The 23,308-nt window shown below is 63.8% G+C and carries 21 protein-coding genes and 1 pseudogene; 12 read left to right on the forward strand and 10 right to left on the reverse strand.

The genetic code is table 11. From position 1 onward, the window contains the following. Nucleotides 1–75 precede the first annotated feature (75 nt). Together VA602_RS18365 and VA602_RS18370 are read left to right on the forward strand one after the other, a co-directional pair. A complete protein-coding gene (locus tag VA602_RS18365; protein ID WP_323453905.1) occupies nt 76–426 on the forward strand; it encodes a hypothetical protein in 351 nt (116 codons plus the stop codon). A 105-nt stretch (nt 427–531) separates the two neighbouring features. Further along, the gene (locus VA602_RS18370; RefSeq protein WP_323453906.1) at nt 532–1,059 is read left to right on the forward strand and encodes a GNAT family N-acetyltransferase; all 528 of its coding nucleotides are present in this window, start codon (nt 532–534) and stop codon (nt 1,057–1,059) included. 34 nt (nt 1,060–1,093) lie between these two features. On the opposite strand, the pseudogene VA602_RS18375 reads toward VA602_RS18370, so the two are convergent. Together VA602_RS18375 and VA602_RS18380 are read right to left on the reverse strand one after the other, a co-directional pair. Beyond that, nucleotides 1,094–1,657: pseudogene (locus VA602_RS18375) on the reverse strand (AAA family ATPase); the annotation flags it as partial. Between the two features lie 184 nt (nt 1,658–1,841). After that, nucleotides 1,842–2,537 carry a type 1 glutamine amidotransferase domain-containing protein gene (locus tag VA602_RS18380; RefSeq protein ID WP_323453907.1) on the reverse strand — a complete coding sequence of 232 codons (696 nt, stop codon included), beginning with the start codon at nt 2,535–2,537 and terminating at the stop codon, nt 1,842–1,844. Between the two features lie 261 nt (nt 2,538–2,798). Here VA602_RS18380 and VA602_RS18385 point away from each other — a divergent pair, with 261 nt between their 5' ends. From VA602_RS18385 to VA602_RS18395, 3 genes are all read left to right on the forward strand, one after another. Further along, nucleotides 2,799–6,197, forward strand: coding sequence for a type III effector HrpK domain-containing protein (locus VA602_RS18385; RefSeq protein ID WP_323453908.1), 3,399 nt, complete (start codon nt 2,799–2,801; stop codon nt 6,195–6,197). A gap of 278 nt (nt 6,198–6,475) precedes the next feature. After that, the gene (locus VA602_RS18390) at nt 6,476–6,784 is read left to right on the forward strand and encodes a DUF3077 domain-containing protein (RefSeq protein ID WP_323453909.1); all 309 of its coding nucleotides are present in this window, start codon (nt 6,476–6,478) and stop codon (nt 6,782–6,784) included. 114 nt (nt 6,785–6,898) lie between these two features. Continuing rightward, on the forward strand, nt 6,899–8,137 hold the full coding sequence (locus VA602_RS18395) for a hypothetical protein (RefSeq protein ID WP_153772771.1): 1,239 nt from the start codon (nt 6,899–6,901) through the stop codon (nt 8,135–8,137). Between the two features lie 11 nt (nt 8,138–8,148). Here the strand turns inward: VA602_RS18395 and VA602_RS18400 are convergent, their stop codons facing one another. Further along, nucleotides 8,149–9,156, reverse strand: a complete 1,008-nt coding sequence (locus tag VA602_RS18400; RefSeq protein ID WP_153772770.1) for a 5'-nucleotidase — start codon at nt 9,154–9,156, stop codon at nt 8,149–8,151. A gap of 340 nt (nt 9,157–9,496) precedes the next feature. Between VA602_RS18400 and codB the strand changes: the two genes are divergently transcribed. The 3 genes from codB to codA are packed head-to-tail and all read left to right on the forward strand — an operon-like array spanning nt 9,497 to nt 13,216. Next, nucleotides 9,497–10,756, forward strand: coding sequence for a cytosine permease (codB, locus tag VA602_RS18405; protein ID WP_153772769.1), 1,260 nt, complete (start codon nt 9,497–9,499; stop codon nt 10,754–10,756). Then, nucleotides 10,753–11,970: a PucR family transcriptional regulator gene (locus tag VA602_RS18410; RefSeq protein WP_323453910.1), complete on the forward strand. Its 1,218-nt coding sequence runs from the start codon at nt 10,753–10,755 to the stop codon at nt 11,968–11,970. The genes codB and VA602_RS18410 overlap by 4 nt, the downstream gene beginning before the upstream one ends. Nucleotides 11,971–11,974: 4 nt before the next feature. Next, on the forward strand, nt 11,975–13,216 hold the full coding sequence (codA, locus tag VA602_RS18415) for a cytosine deaminase (RefSeq protein ID WP_054892036.1): 1,242 nt from the start codon (nt 11,975–11,977) through the stop codon (nt 13,214–13,216). 35 nt (nt 13,217–13,251) lie between these two features. On the opposite strand, the gene VA602_RS18420 is transcribed toward codA, so the two are convergent. Beyond that, nucleotides 13,252–13,740 carry an Lrp/AsnC family transcriptional regulator gene (locus VA602_RS18420; RefSeq protein WP_063545292.1) on the reverse strand — a complete coding sequence of 163 codons (489 nt, stop codon included), beginning with the start codon at nt 13,738–13,740 and terminating at the stop codon, nt 13,252–13,254. 146 nt (nt 13,741–13,886) lie between these two features. On the opposite strand from VA602_RS18420, the gene VA602_RS18425 reads away from it, so the two are divergent. From VA602_RS18425 to VA602_RS18435, 3 genes are all read left to right on the forward strand, one after another. Then, nucleotides 13,887–14,522: a LysE family translocator gene (locus tag VA602_RS18425; protein WP_323453911.1), complete on the forward strand. Its 636-nt coding sequence runs from the start codon at nt 13,887–13,889 to the stop codon at nt 14,520–14,522. A gap of 48 nt (nt 14,523–14,570) precedes the next feature. After that, on the forward strand, nt 14,571–15,314 hold the full coding sequence (locus tag VA602_RS18430; RefSeq protein WP_054892033.1) for a sulfite exporter TauE/SafE family protein: 744 nt from the start codon (nt 14,571–14,573) through the stop codon (nt 15,312–15,314). A gap of 81 nt (nt 15,315–15,395) precedes the next feature. Then, nucleotides 15,396–16,136, forward strand: coding sequence for a hypothetical protein (locus VA602_RS18435; RefSeq protein WP_323453912.1), 741 nt, complete (start codon nt 15,396–15,398; stop codon nt 16,134–16,136). A 51-nt stretch (nt 16,137–16,187) separates the two neighbouring features. Here VA602_RS18435 and glcF read toward each other — a convergent pair whose 3' ends face one another. The 4 genes from glcF to VA602_RS18455 form a co-directional block, all read right to left on the reverse strand. Next, nucleotides 16,188–17,408, reverse strand: a complete 1,221-nt coding sequence (gene glcF, locus VA602_RS18440; protein ID WP_323453913.1) for a glycolate oxidase subunit GlcF — start codon at nt 17,406–17,408, stop codon at nt 16,188–16,190. A 9-nt stretch (nt 17,409–17,417) separates the two neighbouring features. After that, the gene (gene glcE / locus VA602_RS18445; protein ID WP_323453914.1) at nt 17,418–18,470 is read right to left on the reverse strand and encodes a glycolate oxidase subunit GlcE; all 1,053 of its coding nucleotides are present in this window, start codon (nt 18,468–18,470) and stop codon (nt 17,418–17,420) included. Continuing rightward, nucleotides 18,470–19,969, reverse strand: coding sequence for a glycolate oxidase subunit GlcD (gene glcD / locus VA602_RS18450; protein WP_323453915.1), 1,500 nt, complete (start codon nt 19,967–19,969; stop codon nt 18,470–18,472). Before glcD ends, glcE begins: the two co-directional genes overlap by 1 nt. A 70-nt stretch (nt 19,970–20,039) precedes the next feature. Next, entirely contained in the window at nt 20,040–21,128 is a 1,089-nt protein-coding gene (locus tag VA602_RS18455; RefSeq protein WP_323453916.1) for an AbrB family transcriptional regulator, read from the reverse strand. Nucleotides 21,129–21,244: 116 nt separating this feature from the next. Between VA602_RS18455 and VA602_RS18460 the strand changes: the two genes are divergently transcribed. After that, nucleotides 21,245–22,147: a LysR family transcriptional regulator gene (locus VA602_RS18460; RefSeq protein WP_054892028.1), complete on the forward strand. Its 903-nt coding sequence runs from the start codon at nt 21,245–21,247 to the stop codon at nt 22,145–22,147. A gap of 75 nt (nt 22,148–22,222) precedes the next feature. On the opposite strand, the gene VA602_RS18465 is transcribed toward VA602_RS18460, so the two are convergent. Next, nucleotides 22,223–22,516, reverse strand: coding sequence for a hypothetical protein (locus VA602_RS18465; RefSeq protein WP_323453917.1), 294 nt, complete (start codon nt 22,514–22,516; stop codon nt 22,223–22,225). Nucleotides 22,517–22,824: 308 nt separating this feature from the next. Next, nucleotides 22,825–23,277 (reverse strand): Lrp/AsnC family transcriptional regulator, encoded by a 453-nt coding sequence (locus VA602_RS18470; protein WP_054892027.1) that lies wholly within the window; start codon nt 23,275–23,277, stop codon nt 22,825–22,827. Nucleotides 23,278–23,308: the final 31 nt, after the last annotated feature.

A 23,308-nucleotide genomic window follows, 5' to 3' on the forward strand; every position in this document is an offset into this window, starting at 1 on the left:
GCTCGCTTGACGACCACCACGCACGCCTTTAATGTCCCGGCGCGCCCATCCGGGCAAACCTCAAAAGGAGTTGTAATGAACACGATGTCACTGTGCACCGGTGCCTTGCTCGGGCTTTCCATGGTCGGTTGCGCGGTGCAGGACAAGCTCGACACCAGTCGCCTGACCCGTTTCGATGAGTACCACGCCAACCTTGAGGCCAATGGTGCGCGCTATACCCTCGATGCCTACATCATTCCGTTCTACCAGCCGTTCTTCATCACCGTCGAACGTGACGATGGCAAGCCGATGGAGCTCGCCGAAGCGGCTGCGGTCGCCCAGCCGTACATCGTACCGCGCGGCTGTACCCAGCCTGCCGTGCGGCGCCCTGATCTGGACCGCAGCAATGCGGCCAAGACCCAATGGATCGTTGGCATCGAATGCTAACGCCAGTGGCAGCGCCACTTCCGAAGCGGCGCAACAAATGGTCAAAGCCTTGCTGATACTAGGAGGCTCCAGGCTTTCATTCTGCGATCCTGATTTCGGGTAGCTATGTTTACGACTGTCCGCGTTGCTTTGCCTGAGGACGCGAGCCTCTTACTCTCAATCGAGCGTTCTGCCGCGCAAGCCTTTCGTGTTTTTGAAGGGTTAAGCTGGCTCGCTGATTCTCCTCCTATGCCCGTTGAACGGCATCTTGAGCTCATCGAGCGCTCGACGTGCTGGGTGGCCATCGACGCTGAAAATCGCCCGCAAGGATTTCTCAGCGCCGATATCTACGGTACAGACCTTCATATCCATGAACTTTCCGTTCGACACACCCTGCAAGGGCAGGGCATAGGGCGACAGCTCGTTCAAGCGGCGCAGGCTTATGTTGAGATCAATGGGCTGCATGCGCTGACTCTCACAACCTTCAAAGACGTACCGTGGAATGCTCCGTTCTACGCTCGTCTCGGTTTTCAGATTGAATCCGACCAATACGTCGATGAAAGGCTGTCAACACTGTTGAATGAAGAGTATGAACACGGATTTCCCGTGGGAAGCAGGTGTGCGATGGTCTGGAGAGCGGGGGAACAATTTTGACGAGCGGCACTGGGAGCAGTGATGCCTCGAAGGCTCAGTCCACCCACCGCCACAACGGCTCATCCAGCAACCCGACCCCGCGCAACTGCGTCTGCCCCTGATCCTTCTCAAGCTCCAGCACATTGCATCCTTCACACGCCGTCAGCGCGTCGATCAGCGGCCTGCTGTGCGACACCACCCACACCTGGCTACGCTGCGACGCGCGGATGATCAAGCGCGCCCGCGCCGGCAGCAGGTCGGCATGCAGGCTGGTTTCCGGTTCGTTGAGCACCATCAGCGACGGTGGTCGGGGCGTCAGCAGGGCTGCCATCAGCAACAGGTAACGCAAGGTGCCGTCCGACAGTTCCGTCCCGCCCAGAGGCCGCAACACCCCGTGCTGGTAAAGCCTTACGCTGAACAGCCCGCCAGGTGGTGCATCGATCTCCAGGCGGCTGCCGGGAAATGTGTCATCCAGCGCGGCAACCAGGTCTTCGACGTCACCAATCTCGATGATGGTCTGCAGTGCCGAGGCGAGGGTGCGGCCGTCGTGGTGCAGCAGGGGTGAGCGGGTGCCCAATTGCGGTTGGCGGCAGGGGGCGTCACGGTCGATGCGGAAGTGAGGGGCGATTGTCACCGATGCTGTGTGGGGTTTCCAGCCGCTGGGTACGCGGGGTTGGTGGGTGATGTGAGTTCGTCTGTATCGGTGATGGGGATGGCACCGGCTTTGCCGGTGATCGCGGGACGAGCCCGCTCCTACAGAGATCGTGGATCTGAGGGAGCGGGCAACGCCTGTGCCATTCGTCTCAAGCGCCTGGTTCGTGCGCCAGACGTTTGAGCAGCGCTTGCGCCGCCGCCTCGGACGACGCCGGATTCTGGCCGGTGATCAAATTGCCATCCTCGACCACGTAGCTCGCCCAATCGGCCGCCTTCGAGTACTCACCACCGTTGGCCTTGAGCATATCCTCCACCAGAAACGGCACCACATCGGTCAACCCGACAGCCTCTTCCTCGCTGTTGGTGAAACCGGTGACGCGCTTGCCTTTCACAACCGACTCGCCATCCGCTGCCTTGACCTGCTTGAACACCCCCGGTGCATGGCACACCGCAGCGATGGGTTTGTTCGAGGCGTACAGGGCCTCGAGCAGGGTGATCGAATCCTTGTCCTCGGCCAGGTCCCACAGCGGCCCATGACCACCTGGATAGAACACGGCGTCGAAGTCGTAAGGGTCGATTTCTCCCAACGGAATGGTGTCGGCCAGAGCGATCTGCGCCTCGGTGTCTTGCTGGAAGCGGCGGGTGGCGTCGGTCTGGGCGTCGGGCTCGTCGCTCTTCGGGTCCAGCGGTGGCTGGCCGCCTTTGGGGGAGGCGAGGGTGATCTGCGCGCCAGCGTCGATGAACACGTAGTAAGGGGCGGCAAACTCCTCCAGCCAGGAGCCGGTTTTGTTGCCGGTGTTACCGAGCTGGTCGTGGGATGTCAGCACCATCAGGATCTTTTTCATACAGGACAAGCCTCCGGATCTTCATGGGCAGCGCGCCTTTCGCCCTGCGTTAGTGTGGGAGGCCCAAGACCGACAGATGTTCCATTGGATGATTTTCACAACGTTTCACAGGCGCGATCCGCCCAATGATCACGGGCGTGCAGCTGCGAAAAGCGGCTGATCGCCAGCACGGCTGTCATCGTTCAGTCATCTCGCTGCTTTTCCCTGCACTCACACACTTCGGGCCCGCCAACCCGGCAGCCACCTTCAGGGAGAACGCGCATGTCAGCTCCGGTCACCAACGCCCCCGATATCAAGACGCTCACCAAAAAGGACGCCAGTGCCGAGTGGGGCGATGCGGTCGATCGTGCCAAGGCCAAGGACGCCGGCATCGAATGGCAGCGCCCGAAGGACGACAACCGTTCGGCCCAGGAAATCATCGACGACAGTCCGCTGTTGAAGAACCTTGGCAACCAGAGTGGGGTGAAGGACAAGCTGCGCGAGCGGGTTGGAGATTTCGAGCACGACGCCGATGCGGCCTACCGCGCCACCCAGGTACTGGACCACATCGAGCGCTTCGACGAGGGCGGCTCGCGGCTGGTCGGTGGCGATATCGACAACGGCAAGGTCGATGGTTTCACCAAGGGCGGTGATGCCAAGCACGGCACCGAGGCCGGGCGCCTGCAGGACTTCGGCAAGTACAGCTGGGAAAACCTCAAGGGTGAGCTCAAGCACATCGAGGCGGCCAACGATGACCCCGAGGCACGCAGCAAGGCCGAGGCGGCGGGTATCCGTTGGGAGCGCCCCGAAGGCGACGAGCGTTCGGCGCAGCAGGTCATCGACGACAGCCCACTGCTCAAGAACCTGGGTAACCAGAGTGGGGTCAAGGACATGCTCAAGGAGCAGGTCGGCGACTTCGAGCACGATGCCGATGCGGCCTACCGCGCGACCCAGGTGCTGGACCACGTCGTGCGCTACGACGAGAACGGCGAGCGCCTGGCCGGCAAGGATGTCGACAACACCAGCATCGACGGTTTCACCAAGGGCGGCGATGCCAGGCATGGCACCGAAGCCGGGCGCCTGCAGGATTTTGGCAAGTACGGGTTCGAAAGCCTCAAGGGCGAGCTGCAGCATGTCGACGACGTGGGCAAGGATGACAAACGTCGCGAGGCGGCAGAAAAGGCCGGCATCGTCTGGGAACTGCCCGAGGACGACAAGCGTTCGGCGCAGGACATCATCGATGACAACCCGCTGCTCAAGAACCTCGGCAACCAGAGCGGGGTGAAGGATGCGCTGAAGGAGCAGGTCGGCGATTTCGACAAGGATCCCAACGCCGCCTTCCGTGCCAGCCAGGTGCTCGACCGAGTGGTGGGCTATGACGAGGATGGCAAGGCACTCACCGGCAAGGATGTGGCCAACAGCAGTGTCGATGGCTTCACCAAGAGCGGCGAGGCGCGTCACGGCACCGAGGCCGGGCGCCTGCAGGACTTCGGCAAGTTCGGCTTCGAGTCGCTGGCCAAGCCGCCGGCCAACGACGAGATCGGCAGCTACAAGGCGTTCCTCAAGACCAACCCGGACGCTGACGCAGGCTCCAGGCAGATCGCCCAATATGGCGCGATCTTCGATGCCAAGTACGACTCGATCCGCGGCAAGACTGGCGCCGACGGCGCAGTCACCGCAGACAACATCAAGGACTACCTCAAGCAGAATCCGCAACTGAGCAAGCAGGAGCAAGAAGCGCTGAACTTCTTCGCCCAGCCAGGCGCATTCCGCAAGGTCGATACCGCCAGCAACAGCATTGGCGACAAGCCTGACGGCAAGGTCAGTCGCGAGGACGTGCAGAACTGGCTGAAGAGCGGCTCACCCACCGATGCCCAAGGGCTGGCCAGCCTGATCACCGATGTCGCCACCGGCAATGTCACCGGCAAGGTCGACACCCGCAAGCTGGGCGAGGATGTCTTCGCGCATCCGGAAAACTACAGCGCCGAGGAAAAGGCCGCCGTACTGCTGGATCTGCAGGAGGCGCAGAAACTGGTGGTCGATGGCGCCAATGCCGGGGTGTGGAACAGCGACTACGGCAAGGTCGCCATTGCCAACCGTTCCGGTGCGATCTGGGAGCCGCAAAAGCTGCTGGAAGACATCAACGACCACATGACCATCCTGCAGAACGACAAGGAAACCGCCGACTATCTCAAGAGCGCGGGCGATGAGGCGGTGAAGACGCTGTTCGAGGAAAACCCGGGGCTCAAGGACGCCGTCAGCAAGACCTACGAAGACGAGGTCAAGTCTGGCAAGGCGCTGGACGCTGCCTGGGACGCCAACACCAAGGATGGCAAGACCGACCAGCACACTGCGCTGGCCAGCTTCTATGCCACCGCCACCAGCCTGCAGTCGATCCTCGGTATCGACGACGCCCAGGCGATCCAGGGCGCGGTCGGCAAGTCGTCGCACAATGAAGACTTCAAGACCTTCTACAAGGATAAGTTGGCCACCGGCGAACGCATGCGCGAACTGCTCAAGGAGAACTCGCCAGAGCAGGCCGCCGCGGAGTTCAGCCTTGAGGTGGCGCTCTACAACTCGGCACTCGACCCGCAGTTCACCGCCGAGTATGACAAGCAGCTCAACGACAACTTCTCCACCATCACCCAGGAGAATTTGTTCAAGGACGCCACCTTCGACGACCTCAAGACCGCGTTCGGCAAGGATGGCGGGGACGAGTTGGACGAAGACAAGGTGCGCAAGCTGATCGACCAGATGCGCGACGAGAGCCCCGAGCTGTTGCTCAACCAGGACGGCACCGTGGCCACCACCGACCAGGTGCTGACGGGCTTCCGTGGCAATTGGGATCTGTTCCGCCAGGGCACCAAGGCCCTGGACAAGATGGGCAAGCTGTCGGACTTCGACCCCAACGGCAACGCCAAGGGCGCTTACGGCAGCGGCGTGCTGCACGGGGTGAGCGGGCTGTTCCTGGCAGGTGTCACCATCGCCCGCGGCGCGCAGAGCGGCGGCAAGCTCACCGATCGCAACATCGTCGACATCACCACCGGGTCGGTGCAGACCACCACGGTCTTGATCGAGGGCGGCTCCAAGGGTTACCAGGAGCACTTGACCAAGGCGATCAAGAACGGTGAGCAGACGCTGACCGACATGAAGGACGGCAAGGTGATGCTCGACCTGCTCGATGAGGTCAAGGCCAACGTCAAGGATGGCAAGCACGCCAAGGTGGTGGCGAAGAACTTCGAGGAAGCTGCCAAAGGCATCGGCGGGCTGGCCGGTATCGTGGCCGGGGCCTATGGCATCTTCGATGGTGTGAACGCGCTGCGTCGTGGCGACAAGCTGGCCGGTGGCTTCGGCATCACTGCCGGCTCGCTGGGCGTGCTGGCGGGCAGTGCCTCGGCGGTGGAGGGCGGCCTCGGCCTGCTCGGCGCCAACCTGCCACGCTTCCTTCCGGGCCTGGCGGCCACGGCCGGGGTGCTGGGTTTCCTCGGCGCGGGCGTGGCGGTGCTGGCAGCGATCATCCCGGGCCTGGTCAAGGAAGGGCAGGAGCAGGTCAAGTCGGACAAGTTCGGCTCTTTGCTGGGCGATTCGATCGAGCGCTACGGCATCGACGGGATCAAGGACGGCACCTTGGCCGATATCCCCACCGAGGACTGGCCGGGTGGTGAGGAGTGGACTTCCTGATGATGCGCCGTGGTCGGCGCATGCCTGCGGATTGCTACTGGCCTAGGGCCTATTTCGCGAACCTTCCTAATACGTCGTAGGGCATTTCCGGGGATACCATTTCCCCGGGTTTTGCCGTTGTGTGGCGCCGTCCGTGCTTCTACTCTCCCGGGGTCGGTCGCACATCGTCATCGCGTTTTCAGCCGACGGGCAGAGACACACGCCAGGTTCGCGTGGGTCGGGCTGGAACACGGGCGAGGGTGTGCGACGGGCGCTTTTCAACCAACGCTGGGGGAGCCATGGACAACGACGACCAATCGAATGAGCGCGGGAGCCTGAAACTGGTCAGCGCACCCGCACGTATCCGCCGCGAGCCACGCATGGCCTGGGTCCAGGCAATACCCGGGCTGCCGCCGAAGGAAACGCTGATGGAAATTTCCACGCTGCTCGGCTGCGTGACCGAACTCACCCGACGAGCCATCGACAAACCACAGGATGCCGAACCGCTCATCCGCGCCACCCATTACCTGTGCGGCATGAGCAAGGCGATGATCGACGGCCAACTGACCATCGTTCGCGGAGAGGTACCGGTCGAGGAGGGGTCCTAGCGATACCGCAAGCCCTTGATGCAGGACGCATCGGCAAGCAGACACCGGGATTCACGCGGGCAAGCGTGATAGATTCCCGGGCCTCGTAGTTGCAGACCATGGACAGGCCTCGAAATGAGCAGGACCTCGCAATCCGCTACACCCCGGGTGCGCCGCGTGCGCCCGACCTTCGCCCAGGTGTTTCGCAAGAATCTCAAGCGGGTGCTGACGCACTGGACGCCGTTCACCGTGACGCTGGTGTTCCTCGGGACCTTCCTCGGCAGCGTGAGCCTGTACATCTACACCCGGGCCATCGGTCGCGCCGACCTGTTCATGTCGGCGCTGGATTCCAAGTCGTCACTCGCCGCCTGGATGTTCGTGGTCGTCGCGGTGATGTTCTCGCACCTGATCATCCTGATGGGCTCGTCGTGGCTCTACGGCACGGCGGTATCGCTGTTCGGCAGGGTGCGCTGGCTCACCCGCCATGTCGCGCTGTGGCTGGTGATTCCGTTGGCAGTGGGCTACGCCGCCTTCATCGTCCTGGGCTTCTTCTACCACCGAATGCTCAGCCCCGGCGTTGCCATGCTGTTGATCTCGGCAGCCACCTTGCTGGCGTTTGCCGCGTTGTTCTTCTCCCGGTCGTTCAGGTCGTTGTTCGTTCTCGCGGCGCCGAAGAACAAGGGCAAGGCCGATCGCTGGTTTCTTGGGATATTCCTGTCGTTCACCCTGGTGTTCGCCGTCATCGCCAGCTCGTTGTCGATGCTGTTGATCATCGACACTTACGTCGGGCGGGATAACGAGGCGGCGGTATCGTTCGTGGCAGGCTTTTCACTGTTCACGCTGCTGATGAGCCTGCTGCCTTCGATGTTGTACTTCGTGTTCAAAGGCGATATCTACCGCAAAGTCGCCGCAGGCATCGGCGGCGCCTTGCTGTTCTTCGTGATCTTCCTCACCACCGCCAAGGGCGCGATGTCGAGCATCACCTATTCGGTGGCCGGCAGCCTGGAAGTGCGCCAGGGCTTCTCCCAGCGCTACGTGTTCGATCGCCAGGTGACACTGGCCGATATCGATCCGCTGCTCTGGCACAGCCGTCTGCGTCACGATGGCAAGGTGCAGGTCAGGGCCTACCAGTTGTTCGCGTTCGGCGACCTGCTGCTGTTGTGCCCACACAGCCTGCTCGGGGCCAAGCTCCACCAACTGCCTGACTACACCCGCCTGTGCATCTTCACCCGCAGCAGCCAGGTGGAGCGCTTGCCGCCGCTGCTGTTGCCAATCGTGCAGCGCGAGCCGCAACGGGCGCAATGGCAAGAGGCGGCGGACCGGCAAATGGGCTGGGAGCAAATACGTGGGCAAATGTTGCAGGACAAGCGCTAGGCATGCGGCCTTTATCGGCCTGTCGCCTGTTCACCCGTTGCCTCGCCAATGCCCTGAGTCATCACCTCCATCTGCGCAGGCGGTTTGGCGACGTTGCGGTTCGCCACCCCGAACGGCACATGCACCATCGGCAGGTTGCCCGCCGCCGAGCTCAGGTGGCTGCGCTGGTCATCGAAGAACATGTGTGGCTTGAGAATGGACAACACTCGGTCCTTCTCCATCCCACCCAGAAAGAACGATTCATCCGGCGAAACGCCCCAGTCTTTCAAGGTGGTCACCACGCGCTCATGGGATGGTGCGTTGCGCGCTGTGACGATGGCAATGCGCAGGATGCGCTTGTAGTCAGGGTCTTGCGCAAGCTTCTGGTCTTCGAGGGTGCGGATGTGCGAGAGCTTGCGGTACAGGTCCGCCAGCGGCCCCGGCTGATGCGGGATGGCTTTGCGCGCGAACTCGTGGGCCTGGAAGTCGTGGAGGTTGTTGTGCTGCTTGTAGACCGTCTCGGCTTCGTCGTCGGCGATCACGCCGTCGAAGTCGAAGGCCACGCGCAGCTCGGTGTCGATCTCGTCGTCGTAGATGCGTGTGGGCAGCACCAGGCCGGCGGGATAGTCGGCGTCGATGGCGCGCTGCACGTCTTCTTCGTTGGCGCTGAGGAACAGCGAAGCATTGAAGGCCGGGATGTACTCGTAGGGCGAGCGGCCAGACATGAAGGCCGCGCGGGTGATGTCCAGGCCGTAATGCGTGATGGAGCGAAACACCCGCAGCCCGGTTTCCGGCGAGTTGCGCGAGAGCAGCACCACTTCAACTGGCAGTTGCCCGGGGAAGGCCTTGTTGATGCTCAGGAAGCGGCGGATGAACGGAAAGGCCACGCCCCTGGGGAACGGATTGTCGAGGTTCGCTTCATGATGCTGGCGATAGGCTTCGACGCCTTCACTTTGATAGATGTCGTCGGATTCAGCGAGGTCGAACAGCGCACTGGAGGCAACGCCGACGACAAGTTTCTGTTCGATGGGGTAGGGCATTGAGAAGTCCTGAACCGATAGGCATCACCGAGACTTGGCGCGGTGCGGCCATGATTGTACTGCCATAAAAGGATAGCTGTGATGTTCAAGGTGTTCGTCAGCGCAAAGCGCTGGAAATCCCCCGGCGGGCTAGTGCAAGTTCGCCACCCAAAGGTGCACGCGTGCATCAAAATGAGATATAAAGCCCACAATTTTTCACCCTGATCAATAATTTATGTGCGTGTTGCACATTGATGGATATCGTTAAAGCCCAATTCCCAGTCTGAACATCGTCTACCCTGGATCCGGCCCACTTATTGCTCCGCCAGCGCCAACCCCCCAACACTGGAACACTATAAAAATGAGCTCACCCGGCGAATTCCCCCTGACCGAAGCCCCCCGGCACGCCCGCAAGGGCCTGCTGCCGATTGCCATGGTCCTGTTCAGCTTCACCTTCTTCACCGGCACCATGTTCGCTGGCGGCAAGCTGGGCATGGCCTTCAATTTCGTCGACATGCTGTGGATCGCCACCATCGGCAACACCTTGCTGGCGATCTATGCGGCAACGCTCGCGTTCATCGCCTCGCGCAGTGGCCTGAACACGGTGCTGATGGGGCGTTTCTGTTTTGGTGAGTCGGGCAGCCGGCTCTCCGATTTTCTGCTGGGTTTCGCTGAGCTGGGCTGGTACGCCTGGGGCACGGCGACAGTGGCGATCGTGCTGGTCAAGCTGCTGGGGCTGGCCGAGGGCCTGACCATTCCGCTGATGGTGTTGTTCGGATTGGGCTTCAGCATCACCGCGATCATTGGCTTCAAGGGGCTGGATTGGCTTTCGCGACTGTCGGTGCCCCTGATGTTCGTGCTGCTGGTGATTTCGATGGTCATCGCCACCCGGCACGTGGGTGGTTTCGAAGGGCTGATGGCCGTGGTGCCGCACGAGGCGATGAGCTTCTCGGCAGCGGTGACCATGGTCTTCGGCACCTTCGCCAGCGGCGCGACCCAGGCCACCAACTGGACACGCCTGTCGCGCAGTGGCCGGGTGGCGGTCACGGCCAGCGTCGTGGCGTTCCTGGTGGGCAACGGCCTGATGGTGGTGGCAGGCGCCTGGTGCGCGATGGTCTACCAGCAAGCCGACATTGTTGAAGTAATGATGCTGCAGGGCCTGTCGTTCGCCGCCGTGGTGATGCTGTGCCTGAACCTCTGGACCATTCAGGGCCCGACCATCTACAACGTCGCCGCGGCGACCTGCCACCTGGTGCGCAGCGAGCGTCGTCGTACCGCGACGCTGGTGGCGGCCGGCGTGGGTATCGTGCTGGCGATCGGTGGCATGTATGAATGGCTGATTCCATTCCTGGTGCTGCTGGGTTCGATCATTCCGCCGGTCGGCGGAGTGATCATGGCCGACTTCTGGTACCGCCACCGTGGCAAGTATCCGACCCTGGCTTCGGTCAGCCTGCCGCGCTACAACCGCGCCGGCCTGTTCGCCTACGCAGTGGGGGCGGTGCTGGCCTACAGCTCGCCGTGGGTCGCCCCGTTGGTGGGTATCGGTGCTTCGGCGCTGTGCTACATCGTCCTGCTTGAAGTCGTTGCGCGCGTGCGCCCCGTGGCACAGGCCAAGCCGTGAGCCTGGCACTCGATGAGCTGCTGGGGCTGCCCGGTCTCGAAGAGATGACCGTGCGGGCCGGTGCACGCAACCTGCAGCGGCGGGTGCGCTGGCCTTACGTGGCGGAGAACGAAGGCATTGCCGAATGGGTGATGGGCGGCGAACTGGTGTTCGTCACCGGTATCAACCATCCGCGTGGCGAGGCCAACCTGCTGAGCCTGGTGGAGGATGGCGATGCTGTCGGTATTGCCGGCATGGTGATCCTCACCGGCGGTACCTTCATCCAGCACATCCCGGCGGCGGTGGTCGAGCGTGCTGAACAGTTGGGGCTACCGTTGATCGAGCAGCCCTACGCCTTGAAGATGGTGGTGGTCACCCACCTGATCGGCACGGCGCTGGTGCAGATGGGCCAGGTGCGGCGCTCGCGTGACGACATTCTCGGCCAGCTGTTGACCGGCGACTACCCGAGCCTGGCCATTGCCCGCCAGCGCGCTGCACACCTGCAGCTGGCGCTGGACGAGCCCCGCCGTGTGGTCGCGCTGCGGCTGTCGGCGGTCGATGGCCTGTTCGAGCGGCATCGACCGGAGCAGGCCGAACGCCTGTGGCAGAACACCCGCCAGGCGCTCGAAGAGCAACTGGAGGCCTGGTGCCGCACGGTTGCGGGGGCGGTCATGGCGCAATTGCCGGGTGACCTCTTCGTGCTGCTGCTGGCCGACGCACCGGACTTGCGCCCGGCGCTCGCAGCCTTGTATCGGCAACTGGCCGAGCGGACAGGCGAGATGGAGCTGTTCATGGGCCTGTCGTGCCTGGCCGAAGACTGCGCTCACTATCGTCAGGCCTTGGGCGAGGCGCGCCAGGCTCTCGAAGTGGCACAGAACATGCGCCCGGCTGCCGGCCTGTGCGATTTCAGCGAGCTGGGTGTGTTGCGCCTTCTGCAGGGGATTGCCGACCGTTCGCTGATCGACAACTTCGTCGCCCAGACCCTCGGCCCGCTGATCGAAGCCGGGCGCAAGCATCCCTACGCCCTGGTGCACACCCTCGATGTACTGCTCAAGGAAAACGGCAACGGCGCCCAGGCGGCGCAACGCCTGGGCGTACACCGCAACACCATCATCCAGCGTATTCAACGCATCGAGCAGTTGAGCGGACAGTCGCTCGATGACTCGCTTTTCCGCATGAACGCTTCCGTCGCGCTGCTGATCTGGCGCATGAGCGAAAGCCAAGGCAAGGAGTAACCCCATGAATATCATCAACGCCCGCCTGCGCGGCAAGACCGGCCTGTTCCGGATCGAGCTCGATGGCGATCGCATTGCCGCCATCGAACCCCAGGACGCGGCGGTTGCACTGAGCAACGCTGCGGACATCGACGCTGCGCAGAACCTGGTGATCCCGCCCTTCATCGAGCCGCACATCCACCTCGACGCCACCCTGACCGCCGGCGAGCCGCGCTGGAACATGAGCGGCACGCTGTTCGAGGGCATCGAGTGCTGGGCCGAGCGCAAGGCCATCACCACCCACGAAGACATCAAGGCCCGTGCCAAGAAGACCATCGGCGCATTGGTCGACCACGGCATCCAGCATGTGCGTACTCACGTCGATGTCACTGATCCGACGCTGGTGGCGCTCAAGGCGATGGTCGAGGTGCGCGAAGAGGTCCGGCACCTGGTCGACCTGCAGATCGTCGCCTTCCCCCAGGAGGGAATCGAGTCGTACGCCAACGGTCGCGAACTGATGACCGAGGCCGTCGCCCTGGGCGCCGATGTGGTCGGCGGCATTCCGCATTTCGAGAACACCCGTGACCAGGGTGTGTCGTCGGTCAAGTTCCTGATGGACCTGGCCGAGCGCACCGGTTGCCTGGTGGATGTGCACTGCGACGAAACCGATGACCCGCAGTCGCGCTTTCTCGAAGTACTCGCCGAAGAGGCGCGGGTGCGCAACATGGGCGAGCGCGTCACTGCCAGCCACACCGTGGCCATGGGCTCCTACGACAATGCCTACTGCTACAAGCTGTTCCGCCTGCTGAAGATGTCGGGCATCAACTTCGTGTCCTGCCCGACCGAGAGCATTCACCTGCAAGGGCGTTTCGACAACTTCCCGAAACGCCGCGGCGTGACTCGGGTGGCTGAGCTCGACCGCGCCGGCATGAACGTGTGCTTCGGTCAGGATTCGATCGTCGATCCGTGGTACCCGCTGGGTAACGGCAACATCCTGCGCATCCTCGAAGCGGGCCTGCATATCTGCCACATGCTCGGCTATGAAGACCTGCAGCGCGCGCTGGACCTGATCACCGACAACAGTGCGCGCACCCTGAACCTGGGCGAGCGCTACGGCATTGAAGTGGGGCGCCCGGCGAACCTGCTGGTGCTGTCGGCGCCGGATGACTACGAGATGATCCGTAGCCAGGGATATGCGCTGGTCTCGGTGCGTGGCGGCAAGGTGCTGATGCGCCGTACTCCGGCGCAGGTCGAGCGCTTCGCCTGAGGCGCTGTGTGGGGGCAACTGCGTGCCCCCACACATCACTGTTCACCCACCGCCTGTGGCAGGTGCCCGAGCGGCAATCCCGTCTGTTCCTTCACCGTGGTAATCGCAAAATTGCTGCGGATGTCCGTCACCCCCGGCACCTTGAGCAGCGCCTCCATCAGGAACCGCTCATAGGCCCGCAGGTCCGGCACCACCACCTGCAGCAGAAAATCCGACTCGCCCGACACCAGGTGGCATGAGACCACTTCGCTCAACGCCGAGACCGCCTGGCGAAAGGCGGCGGACGATGCCTCGGTGTGCCGCTCCACCTTCACCCCAACGAATACCGTCAACCCCAGCCCCACGCCATCGCGGTCGATCTGTGCCTGATAGCCACGGATGATTCCGGCCTCTTCCAGCAGGCGTACGCGGCGCAGACAAGGGGAGGGTGACAGGCCAACTTCCTCGGCCAGTTGCACATTGGTCAGGCGTGCGTCGCGCTGCAAGGCGGCAAGAATCCGGCGGTCAAGGTTGTCGAGTTTCATTTTTGGCATTTATCCGTTTCTTTGAAATCGTGATTGGCACGATATGCCAATAATCCTCTCGCGTGTAGTGAACTACGCAACGCACGCCGGCGCGCTGCTCGTTAAGCTTTCAAGCCAGTGTTCCCTTGCAGGCAGGAGAGGCGAAGATGGCGAATCTGGAGGTGTTCATTGGTGCGCTGGTCGCGGTATGCCTGGTCCCGGGGGCGGACATGGTGCTGGTGCTGCACACCTCGAGTACCCAGGGCCGCGCTTATGCAGTAGCGACCGCAGTAGGCCTTGCGATTGCGCGAGCGGTACACGTGACCCTGGCTGCATTGGGGCTGGCGGTACTGCTCAAGACGGTCGGTTGGGCCTTCGAGCTGGTACGCGTGGTGGGCGTGGTGTACCTGATCTGGCTGGGGCTGCGCATCGCTCGTGCGCCCAGCCTGGTGCCTGATCTCAACGATGCACACATGCCAGTGGCCCGACGCGCCTACGGCACGGCGGTGTGGCGTGGGCTGCTGACCAATATCAGCAATCCCAAGGCGTTGTTGTTCTGTTCGGTCCTGCTACCGCAGTTCATCGATGCCAGTGTCGGCGAGGTCGGTGGGCAGTTCTTGCTGCTGGGTGTGGTGCTGGTGATCGTCGGGCTGTTGTTCGATCTGTTCTACGCCATGATCGGCGCCGCGCTGGGCTACTGGATGGCGCGCAATCCGAAGGTCGAGGTGGTGCAGCGCTGGACCTTCGCCAGCCTGTTGATCGGCTTTGGCCTGCGCCTGGCGTTGATCGGCCGCCCGCAGTGAGTGCAGCTTGGTCTAGAATGCCGCTTCCCTTCGCTCGACGGACTGGCCATGGACCCGCTCTACCTCATCGCTCTGGGCGCTTGTGTCGCCGGTTTCGTCCAGGGGCTTTCCGGTTTTGCCTTCGGCATGGTCGCCATGTCGTTCTGGGCTTGGGGCCTGGAGCCACGCCTGGCGGCGTCGCTCACGGTGTTCGGCAGCCTCACCGGGCAGTTGATTGCGGTGTTCACCGTTCGCCGCGGTTTCAGTTGGCGGTTGCTATGGCCCTTTGTGTTGGGTGGGCTTGCGGGTATCCCGCTGGGTGTGTGGGTGCTGCCCTACCTGGACATGCTCTGGTTCAAGGCAGTGTTCGGCACCCTGCTGGTGCTGTGGTGCCCACTGATGCTGCTGGCGCCGCGCCTGCCCAGGGTGCCGGGCAATCGCCTGGCGGACGGTGCGGTGGGTATGGTTGGCGGTGTGCTCGGTGGCATCGGTGGTTTCACCGGCACCGTACCGACCTTGTGGTGCACGGTGCGCGGCTTTGACCGCGACACCCAGCGCGCGGTCATTCAGAACTTCAACCTGTCGATGCTGGCGGTGACCATGCTCACTTACCTGGGCACCGGTGTGGTGACTTCGGCGATGCTGCCCTGGTTCGGCGTGGTGGCCCTGGCCATGCTGATCCCTACGGTACTGGGCACACGGGTCTACCTGGGCATCAGCGAAGCGGCGTTTCGCCGGCTGGTGCTCGGGCTGCTGACCTTGTCGGGGATAGCCATGCTGGTGGCGTCGGTGCCGGTGTTGCTGGGGCGCTGAACGCTTGCCTATGGGCGGTTTACTTGGCACGCTTGGCCCCGGTCTGCAAACGCACATGCCGCGATACAAGGAACCGCCAAGGTGAGTTGGGAAAAAGTCGGGAAAGCCCTCGCGGGCCTGCTGGTCATCGTCGTCGCCGGCGCCGCGCTTTATGCGTCGCTCAAGGACGATCGTGGCCTGAAGGCCTATGTCGCCTACGAGGCCCTGACCTACCCCAGCCAGTTCAACGAGCGCATCGGCCAGGCCCGCGAGCAACTCAAGTACGAGCGGCTGTTCGCAGGTGTCGAGGCGCTGGCCAAGGGTGCATTGAGCCGCGATCAGGTCGAGGCCCTGGTGGCCCAGGCGCAGACGCCCTACATGCAACTATTCGCCAAGCCCTTCGAGGCGGGGCTGGTGGACCATCGCACCGGGCTGTTCATCACCTTGCGCAATACGCGTGACGAACCACTCAAACAAGTGCACATCCGCCTGCCAGCCAAGGGCCTGGTGCAGGTGCGCGATGACGCCGGGGACGACAGCATTCCCGAGAACGCCACCAACATCATCGAGATCCCAACCATCGAGGCCGGCGGGGTGTGTCGGGTGTGGGTGTACTTCGATGCCGACATCTCGCAGATCACCCAGGGTGGTATCAGCATCGTGCATGCCGAGGGGCCGGCAGATATCCAGGTGATACGCCAGGTCAGCGGTTTCCAGGCGCTGATGGCCCGTTATGGCCAGGTGCTGATCGGCCTGGTGGTGGCGCTGGGCTCTCTGGTGCTGGGGCTGACCTGGGTCATGCTGCGTCAGCGCCATCGCTTGCGGCAGCTGCGCAACTGCTGACGACGGGGCAACCTTCATTTGCCCCTGGTGGGGCTGGCCATGGCTGATGTCTCAATCGGGGAGTGCCTCGTCTACCAGTTCGATCCAGTGCCGCACCGGTGTTCGCCCGGCACTGGCCAAGTGGTTCTGGCAACCGATGTTGGCGGTGACGATCACCTCGGGATTGCCGCTTTCCAGGGCGCTCAGGCGGTTATCGCGCAGTTGCTGCGCCAGTACAGGTTGGGTCAGTGAATAGGTGCCCGCCGAGCCGCAGCACAGATGGCCGTCGGGCACGGGTGTCAGGTTGAAGCCCAGGCGCTCGAGCACAGCCTCCACGACACCCCCCAGCTTCTGTGCATGCTGCAACGTGCAGGGGCAATGGAAGGCCAGACGCTGGTCGGCTCGAATACCCAGGCGCTCCAGCGGCGCATCGCGCAATACCTCCACCAGGTCCCGGGCCAGTGCGCTGACCCGCGCGGCCTTGGCGGCGTAGGCCAGGTCCGCCGCCAGCAGGTGCCCGTAGTCGCGCACGAAGGCGCCGCAGCCACTGGCGGTCTGCACGATGGCTTCGGCACCGGCTTCGATGGCTGGCCACCAGGCGTCGATGTTGCGTCGAGCGCGATCGAGGCCGACGGCCTGCGCGTCGACATGATAGTCCACAGCGCCGCAACACCCGGCCTCACGGGCCGCTATCACCGAGATTCCCAAGCGATCCAGCACCCGCGCTGCCGCCGCGTTGGTGTTGGGCGACAGCGCCGGTTGCACGCATCCTTCGAGCATCAGCACCCGACGCGCGTGCTGGACCTTGGGACGCGGCTTGAGTACAGGCTCATGGCGCGGCAGCTTGGCCTGCACCGGCTTCGGCAGCAGTGGCCGAAAGGCCCTGGCTGTGCGGGTCAGGGCCTTGAACAACGCAGGCCTGGGGACAAACAGGCGCAATCCGTGGCGTAGCAGGCGCTCGCCCAGCGGCCGCGGCACCTGCGCGTCGACCACGGCACGACCGATGTCCAGCAGGTTGTGATACTCCACACCGGACGGGCAGGTGGTCTCGCAGTTGCGACAGCTCAGGCAGCGGTCCAGGTGAGTCTGGATGCTGGCGGTGGCCGGTTGCCCTTCGAGTAGCAGCTTGATCAGGTAGATGCGCCCACGCGGCCCATCCAGCTCATCGCCCAGCAGTTGATAGGTCGGACAGGTGGCGGTGCAGAAGCCACAGTGCACGCAACTGCGCAGGATACGCTCGGCCTCGTCGGCCCGTGGCAGGCGCTTGGCCTGTTCGCTCAGGTTGGTCTGCATGGCTGGCCCTCATATGTCGGCATACAGGCGGCCGGGGTTGAAGATGCCGCGAGGATCGAGTTGTCGCTTGAGGTTGCGCTGGTACCGCAGCAATGGCTCGGGCAGCGGATGGAACCCGGCGCTGTGGCAGGCATGCAGCGTGGCATGGCCGCCGAGGCCTGCGACGGCTTCGCGGATGACGCTGGGCGAGGCGGTGGATTTCAGCCAGCGTTGGGCGCCACCCCAGTCGAGTAACTGGCGGCCGGGCAGGCTGAGCGGCGGGCTGTTATGCGGCAGTGACAGGCGCCACAGGGGCTCGTCAGCGGCGAAGAAGGCCAGGCGTTGCTCACGCAGATCGTGCCAATAGCGGTTGTCCAGCGGCGCGCCGCCCAGGCGCTCGGCGGCAGAGGTCACGGAGCCTTCCCCGCCTTCCAGGCGCAGGTGCAGGGCGTCGCCGTCATGGCAGGCGGCTGTGATCGGCAGCGCTTGCTGACCCCAGGCTGCCAGCTCGCCCAGGGCTTGCCGAAGATCCATCGACAGGCGCAGGCTCTGGCAAATGCGCGGTCGCGGCAGCACCTTCAGCGATACCTCGGTCAATACCCCCAGGCAGCCGAAACTCCCGGCCAACAGGCGCGACAGGTCGTAGCCCGCCACGTTCTTCATCACCTCGCCACCGAAGCGCAACAGCTTGCCATGCCCGGTAATGACTCGGGTGCCGAGCACATGGTCGCGTACCGAGCCCGCCCAGGGACGACGTGGCCCTGCCAGCCCGGCCGCGACCATCCCGCCCAGCGTGGCGCCGTCGCCCAGGTGTGGTGGTTCGAACGGCAGCATCTGCCCGGCCTCGTACAGCACAGCCTCGATCTCGCGCAGCGGCGTGCCGGCGCGTGCCGTGAGCACCAGCTCGGTGGGGTCGTAGCTGACGATGCCGCGATGGCTGCGGGTGTCGAGGGTCTGGCCGTCGACCGGACGACCGAGCATGGCTTTGCTGTCGCTGCCCTGGATACGCAATGACGTACGCTGCTCGAGGGCCTGGCGCACCTGCTCCAGCAGGTCGGCGCTGGCATCGTGATCCTGATCCATCAGAAACGCTCCAGGTCGGGGAAGGGTAACTGGCCGTGGTGCACGTGCATCGCGCCGAATTCGGCGCAGCGCTGCAGGGTCGGGATGTTCTTGCCAGGGTTGAGCAAGCCCAGCGGGTCGAAGGCGTGCTTGACCGCATGGAACAGCGTCAGCTCGTCGGCGTTGAATTGCGCGCACATCTGGTTGATCTTCTCGCGTCCCACGCCGTGCTCGCCGGTGATGCTGCCGCCCACCGCCACGCACAGTTCCAGGATCTTGCCGCCGAGGGCCTCGGCACGCTCCAGCTCGCCGGGCTGGTTGGCGTCGAACAGGATCAAGGGGTGCATGTTGCCGTCGCCGGCATGGAACACGTTGGCCACGCGCAGGCCGTGCTCGCGCGACAGCTCGCCGATGCCGTGCAGCACCCCTGGCAGTGCCCGGCGCGGGATGGTGCCGTCCATGCAGTAGTAGTCGGGGGAAATGCGCCCTACCGCCGGAAAAGCGTTCTTGCGGCCTGCCCAGAAGCGCACGCGCTCAGCCTCGTCACGCGCCAGGCGTACCTCGCTGGCGCCGGCTGTCTTGAGCACGGCCTCGACGCGCAGGCAGTCGTCCTTCACGTCTGCGTCCACGCCGTCGAGCTCGCACAGCAGGATGGCGGCGGCCTCGGCCGGATAGCCTGCATGGATGAAGTCTTCGGCGGCCCGTAGCGACAGGTTGTCCATCATCTCAAGGCCTGCGGGAATGATGCCTGCGCCGATGATGTCGGCCACCGCACGAGCGGCCTTTTCCACGCTGTCGAAACTGGCCAGCAACACCCGCGCCACCTGTGGCTTGGGCAGCAGCTTGACGGTGACTTCGGTGACGATGCCCAGCAAGCCTTCGGAGCCGGTGAACAGCGCCAGCAGGTCGAAGCCTGGGGCGTCCAGGGCATCGCTGCCCAGCGTCAGGTATTCGCCCTCGATGGTGAGGACTTCGACCTTGAGCAGGTTGTGCACGGTCAGGCCGTACTTCAGGCAATGCACACCCCCGGCGTTCTCCGCGACATTGCCGCCGATCGAGCAGGCGATCTGCGACGAGGGATCGGGCGCGTAGTAAAGACCGTGTGGCGCTGCTGCCTGGGAGATCGCGAGGTTGCGCACACCCGGTTGGACACGGGCGAAGCGACCTGCTGGATTGATCTCAAGGATGCGATTGAACCGCGCCATCACCAGCAGAATCCCCTGCGCCAGCGGCAGAGCTCCGCCCGACAGGCCGGTACCGGCTCCGCGGGCCACCACCGGCACCTGGTGCGCGTGGCAGATCTTCAGCAGCGCCTGAACCTGTTCCAGGTGTTGTGGCAGCACCACCAGCAATGGCACCACGCGGTAGGCGCTGAGGCCGTCGCATTCGTAGGGGCGCAGGTCTTGCTCGGTGTGCAGGATGTCGAGGTCGGGCAGGGCGCTGCGCAGGGTGTCCAGCAGCGCGGCCTTGTCGACCGTGGGCAGTGCGCCGTCCAGGCGCTCGTCGTACAGGATGTTCATGGGGCGGACTACCAGGCACTTGTCGTTGTTGTGCGGGGAAGGATAGCTACCCTTCGGCCTGGTGCACCCTTCAGTGGGCGTTCTGGGTGAGGCGAATGATCTGCCGGGCCAGATACGCACCGGTCAGGATCACCCCGAACAGGCGCAGCGTCTGCATCGCCAGGACCATGCCGACATCGGCGTGGGTTTCCACCGCGATGATCGCCATCGCATCCAGGCCGCCGGGGCTGGTGGCCAGGTACATGGACAGGAAGTCGGTGCCGGCGAGCCGCGCCAGCAGCCAGGCGCAGCCCGCGCAGAGCAGGATCAGCACCACGGCGCCGGCGATCATGGTCGGCAGGCGCTTCCACACATAGCGCACGGTCTGGCGGTCGAAGCGCAGGCCGATGTAGCAGCCGATGGCGCCGTAGGCGATGGCCAGCACTTCGCTGGGCAGACTGACGTGCAACACCCCTGTGAGTTGCAGCACTGCGCCAAGCATCAACGGTATCAGCAGGGCGCCGGCGGGCATCTTCGAACCGGCGGCAACGCCCACCAGCACCACGCCAAGACCAAGCAGCAGGTTGCCCAGTTGCACGCTGTCGGCGACCACCGCGGCCTGGGCCGCGTCGCCAGCAACGCTGGTGGCGCCCAGTAGGTGACTGACCAGCGAGCCGATCATCACCACACACACCACACGCACGTACTGCATGGTGGCCACCACGCGTCCGTCGGCGCCGTTGTCTTCGGCCATCGACACCATCGCCGAGGCTGCGCCCGGCGCAGTACCCCAGGCAGCGGTGCTGCCGGGAATGCCGCCGAAGCGCACGGTACCGAGGCCGACCAGGGCGCTGAGCACCACCGTGACGAAGGTGGCGAACAGCATCAGCGGCCAGGCGTCGGCCAGCGAGGCGAGCACCGACCAGGTCACCGAGTGCGCCACCAGCAGCCCGACACAGCCCTGGCCGAAGCGGAACACTTGGCGATGCAGGCGCAGTTGCGTGCCGGATACACCGAAGATGATGGCCATCAGCATGGGGCCGAGAAACAGCCCGGCCGGCACGGCGAGGGCGTGGAGGATCTGCCCGGCGGCGCCAGCACAGAGGATCAGCGCGAGCCATCGCAAAATCAGGGTGGGGGACGCGTTCTTTGCTGCTTGGGGGGGTAGGGCGGTGGGCAAGTCGATCTCCCTGTACGGCGAGAGCCAGAGGTGGCTGACAGAGAAAATTATCGACCTGTGGATTGATCAAGTCTATTTTCTACTTTCTATGAATCCATAACTGAAATTCATCGATCATGGACCTACGTGACCTGACTTACTTCGCCACCATTGCCGAACTCGGCCACCTGGGGCGCGCCGCACAGCAACTCAACCGCAGCCAACCGGCGCTGAGCAAAAGCATCCAGCGCCTGGAAGAGTCGTTGGGCGCGCGGCTGTTCCAGCGTGATGGCCGGCGTATCAAATTGACCGATGCTGGCGCGTTGTTGCTGGCGCGCGGCAAGCAGTTGCAGGTGAGCATCGCCGAGACCGAGCGTGAAGTGCGCGACTTTGCCAGCGGTTTGGTGGGCAACATCCGTTTGGGATGTGCCGCGAGCATGGCCGAGCACCTGCTGCCGCAACTGACCGCTTCGCTGCTGGAGCGGGCGCCGCAACTGACCTTGAAACTGTCGATCGGCCAGGACGACATGCTCAAGGACTCGCTGCGCTCAGGGCGGCTGGACGCGATCATCTGCGGCTTGATCGTCGATGACCCGCAGTTTCGCTCCTATCCGATCCTGCAGGACGAAGCGGTGGTGGTGGCCAGCGCCGATCACCCGGTGTTCTCGGGTGATGTGCAGTTGAAGGACCTGTGCAACTACCGTTGGGTGCTGGCAGCTCCCACGGTGACGGCGCGACGCTGGATCGACAATGTGTTCAGCAGCCACCAGTTGCCGCTGCCCGAGGTGCAGATCGAGACCAACTCGATCTCGCTGCTGCCCCGGTTGATCGCCAAGACCCGTCTGCTGAGCTTTGCCGCACGCGAGACGCTGGAGCATGGCCTGGGCATGTCGTGGCTGCGCGAAGTGCCGCTGGAGGCCACCACCATGCGCCGTACGGTCGGGGTGACGGTGCGCGCCGAAGGGTACCTGCCGCCAGCGGCGGGGGCGATGGTGGAGTTGTTGAGAAATGCCGGGGATGGGTTCTTTCGCGGGGATTGATGGCGCCGCAGCTTGAGGCTTGTGGAGGCTTTTGCAGGAACGGGCTCGAAGGGCCGCGTAGCGGCCCTGGCGATCTCAGCCTTGAACTTGCTGCTCCAGTCCCTCAAGCAAGGATTCGACCAGCGCTTTGCAGGCATCGAGCCCGTGATCGTTGTTCAGCAGCAGGTCCCGACAGGTGCCGGTGGCCAGTTCCATGGCGGTCTGGTTTGCTGCTGAAGCGCCCTTGAGCAGAGTGGACAAGTGCACCAGCGCGTCTTCGGCGGCGATACCGGCACAGACGGCAAACAGTGCACGATGACTACCGTCGCAGCTACCGAAATGCGCGGGTGCGGTGGTGGGGGTTGGAGGGTGGGGCAGGCCTTTCGTCATTGTGTCGCTCCTTGATTCAATGGAGTCGCCACCGTTCGCTACCAAACGAAAGGGTGGCGGCTGTACGCAGGTTGGTAGACCGGGAATCAAGGAAACCGGCGCGCACGAAGGCGCCCTGCGCACAGCCGCCGTCGAACGCAACAGCAGGTACAAAAACCAACTGAAGCGTAGAGCGGGCGCTTGTGCGCCTTGATTGATCGCGGGCTACCAAACCCGACTGCTGGACTTACAGCAGCGCGCAGAGGTTACCGGTCCGAGGGAAGCGTTTCAAGGCGGCGCCACCTCCGGATACATTTCAGTGCGCTCACTCACATGGGCAACAACCGATCCTGGATCACTTCCTTCATCACCAGCGTCGAGCTCAGCCGTTTCACATTGGGAATGCTGGTGAGGATTTCGTCATACAGCTTCTGGAACGCCGGCAGGTCCTTGGCTACCACATGCAGCAGGTAATCCGGATCGCCGAACAGGCGCTGCGCCTCGACGATCTGCGGCACCTCGGTCACCGCCGCTTCGAAGTCGGCCACTGGCTGGCGGGTCACCTCGCGCAGGGTGACGAACACCAGCGCCGCAAAGTTCAGGCCCACCGCCGAAGGCGCCAGGCGTGCGTGGTAACCGAGGATCGCCCCGGACGCTTCCAGCGCCTTGAGCCGACGATGGCAGGGCGAGAGGCTCAGGCCAACGCGGTCGGCCAGTTCGGTAACCGACAGGCGACCGTCCTTTTGCAGTTCGGCAAGGATTTTTCGATCAGTGCGATCCATGGGAGAGAATCTTCCAGGCTCTCTAAGGTTG

Origin of the sequence: Pseudomonas machongensis (assembly GCF_034961125.1) — a bacterium.
GTDB classification, from domain to species: Bacteria; Pseudomonadota; Gammaproteobacteria; order Pseudomonadales; family Pseudomonadaceae; genus Aquipseudomonas; species Aquipseudomonas machongensis.

What these genes read in the sequence shown, in the direction of transcription:
- VA602_RS18460 (WP_054892028.1), top strand. Translation starts at nt 21,245, where the DNA reads ATGGACCTACGTGACCTGACTTACTTCGCCACCATTGCCGAACTCGGC.
- VA602_RS18365 (WP_323453905.1), top strand. Translation starts at nt 76, where the DNA reads ATGAACACGATGTCACTGTGCACCGGTGCCTTGCTCGGGCTTTCCATG.
- VA602_RS18400 (WP_153772770.1), bottom strand. Translation starts at nt 9,156, where the DNA reads ATGCCCTACCCCATCGAACAGAAACTTGTCGTCGGCGTTGCCTCCAGT.
- VA602_RS18385 (WP_323453908.1), top strand. Translation starts at nt 2,799, where the DNA reads ATGTCAGCTCCGGTCACCAACGCCCCCGATATCAAGACGCTCACCAAA.
- VA602_RS18395 (WP_153772771.1), top strand. Translation starts at nt 6,899, where the DNA reads ATGAGCAGGACCTCGCAATCCGCTACACCCCGGGTGCGCCGCGTGCGC.
- codA (WP_054892036.1), top strand. Translation starts at nt 11,975, where the DNA reads ATGAATATCATCAACGCCCGCCTGCGCGGCAAGACCGGCCTGTTCCGG.
- VA602_RS18370 (WP_323453906.1), top strand. Translation starts at nt 532, where the DNA reads ATGTTTACGACTGTCCGCGTTGCTTTGCCTGAGGACGCGAGCCTCTTA.
- glcE (WP_323453914.1), bottom strand. Translation starts at nt 18,470, where the DNA reads ATGGATCAGGATCACGATGCCAGCGCCGACCTGCTGGAGCAGGTGCGC.
- VA602_RS18425 (WP_323453911.1), top strand. Translation starts at nt 13,887, where the DNA reads ATGGCGAATCTGGAGGTGTTCATTGGTGCGCTGGTCGCGGTATGCCTG.
- glcD (WP_323453915.1), bottom strand. Translation starts at nt 19,969, where the DNA reads ATGAACATCCTGTACGACGAGCGCCTGGACGGCGCACTGCCCACGGTC.
- VA602_RS18465 (WP_323453917.1), bottom strand. Translation starts at nt 22,516, where the DNA reads ATGACGAAAGGCCTGCCCCACCCTCCAACCCCCACCACCGCACCCGCG.
- VA602_RS18380 (WP_323453907.1), bottom strand. Translation starts at nt 2,537, where the DNA reads ATGAAAAAGATCCTGATGGTGCTGACATCCCACGACCAGCTCGGTAAC.
- VA602_RS18430 (WP_054892033.1), top strand. Translation starts at nt 14,571, where the DNA reads ATGGACCCGCTCTACCTCATCGCTCTGGGCGCTTGTGTCGCCGGTTTC.
- glcF (WP_323453913.1), bottom strand. Translation starts at nt 17,408, where the DNA reads ATGCAGACCAACCTGAGCGAACAGGCCAAGCGCCTGCCACGGGCCGAC.
- VA602_RS18420 (WP_063545292.1), bottom strand. Translation starts at nt 13,740, where the DNA reads ATGAAACTCGACAACCTTGACCGCCGGATTCTTGCCGCCTTGCAGCGC.
- codB (WP_153772769.1), top strand. Translation starts at nt 9,497, where the DNA reads ATGAGCTCACCCGGCGAATTCCCCCTGACCGAAGCCCCCCGGCACGCC.
- VA602_RS18470 (WP_054892027.1), bottom strand. Translation starts at nt 23,277, where the DNA reads ATGGATCGCACTGATCGAAAAATCCTTGCCGAACTGCAAAAGGACGGT.
- VA602_RS18390 (WP_323453909.1), top strand. Translation starts at nt 6,476, where the DNA reads ATGGACAACGACGACCAATCGAATGAGCGCGGGAGCCTGAAACTGGTC.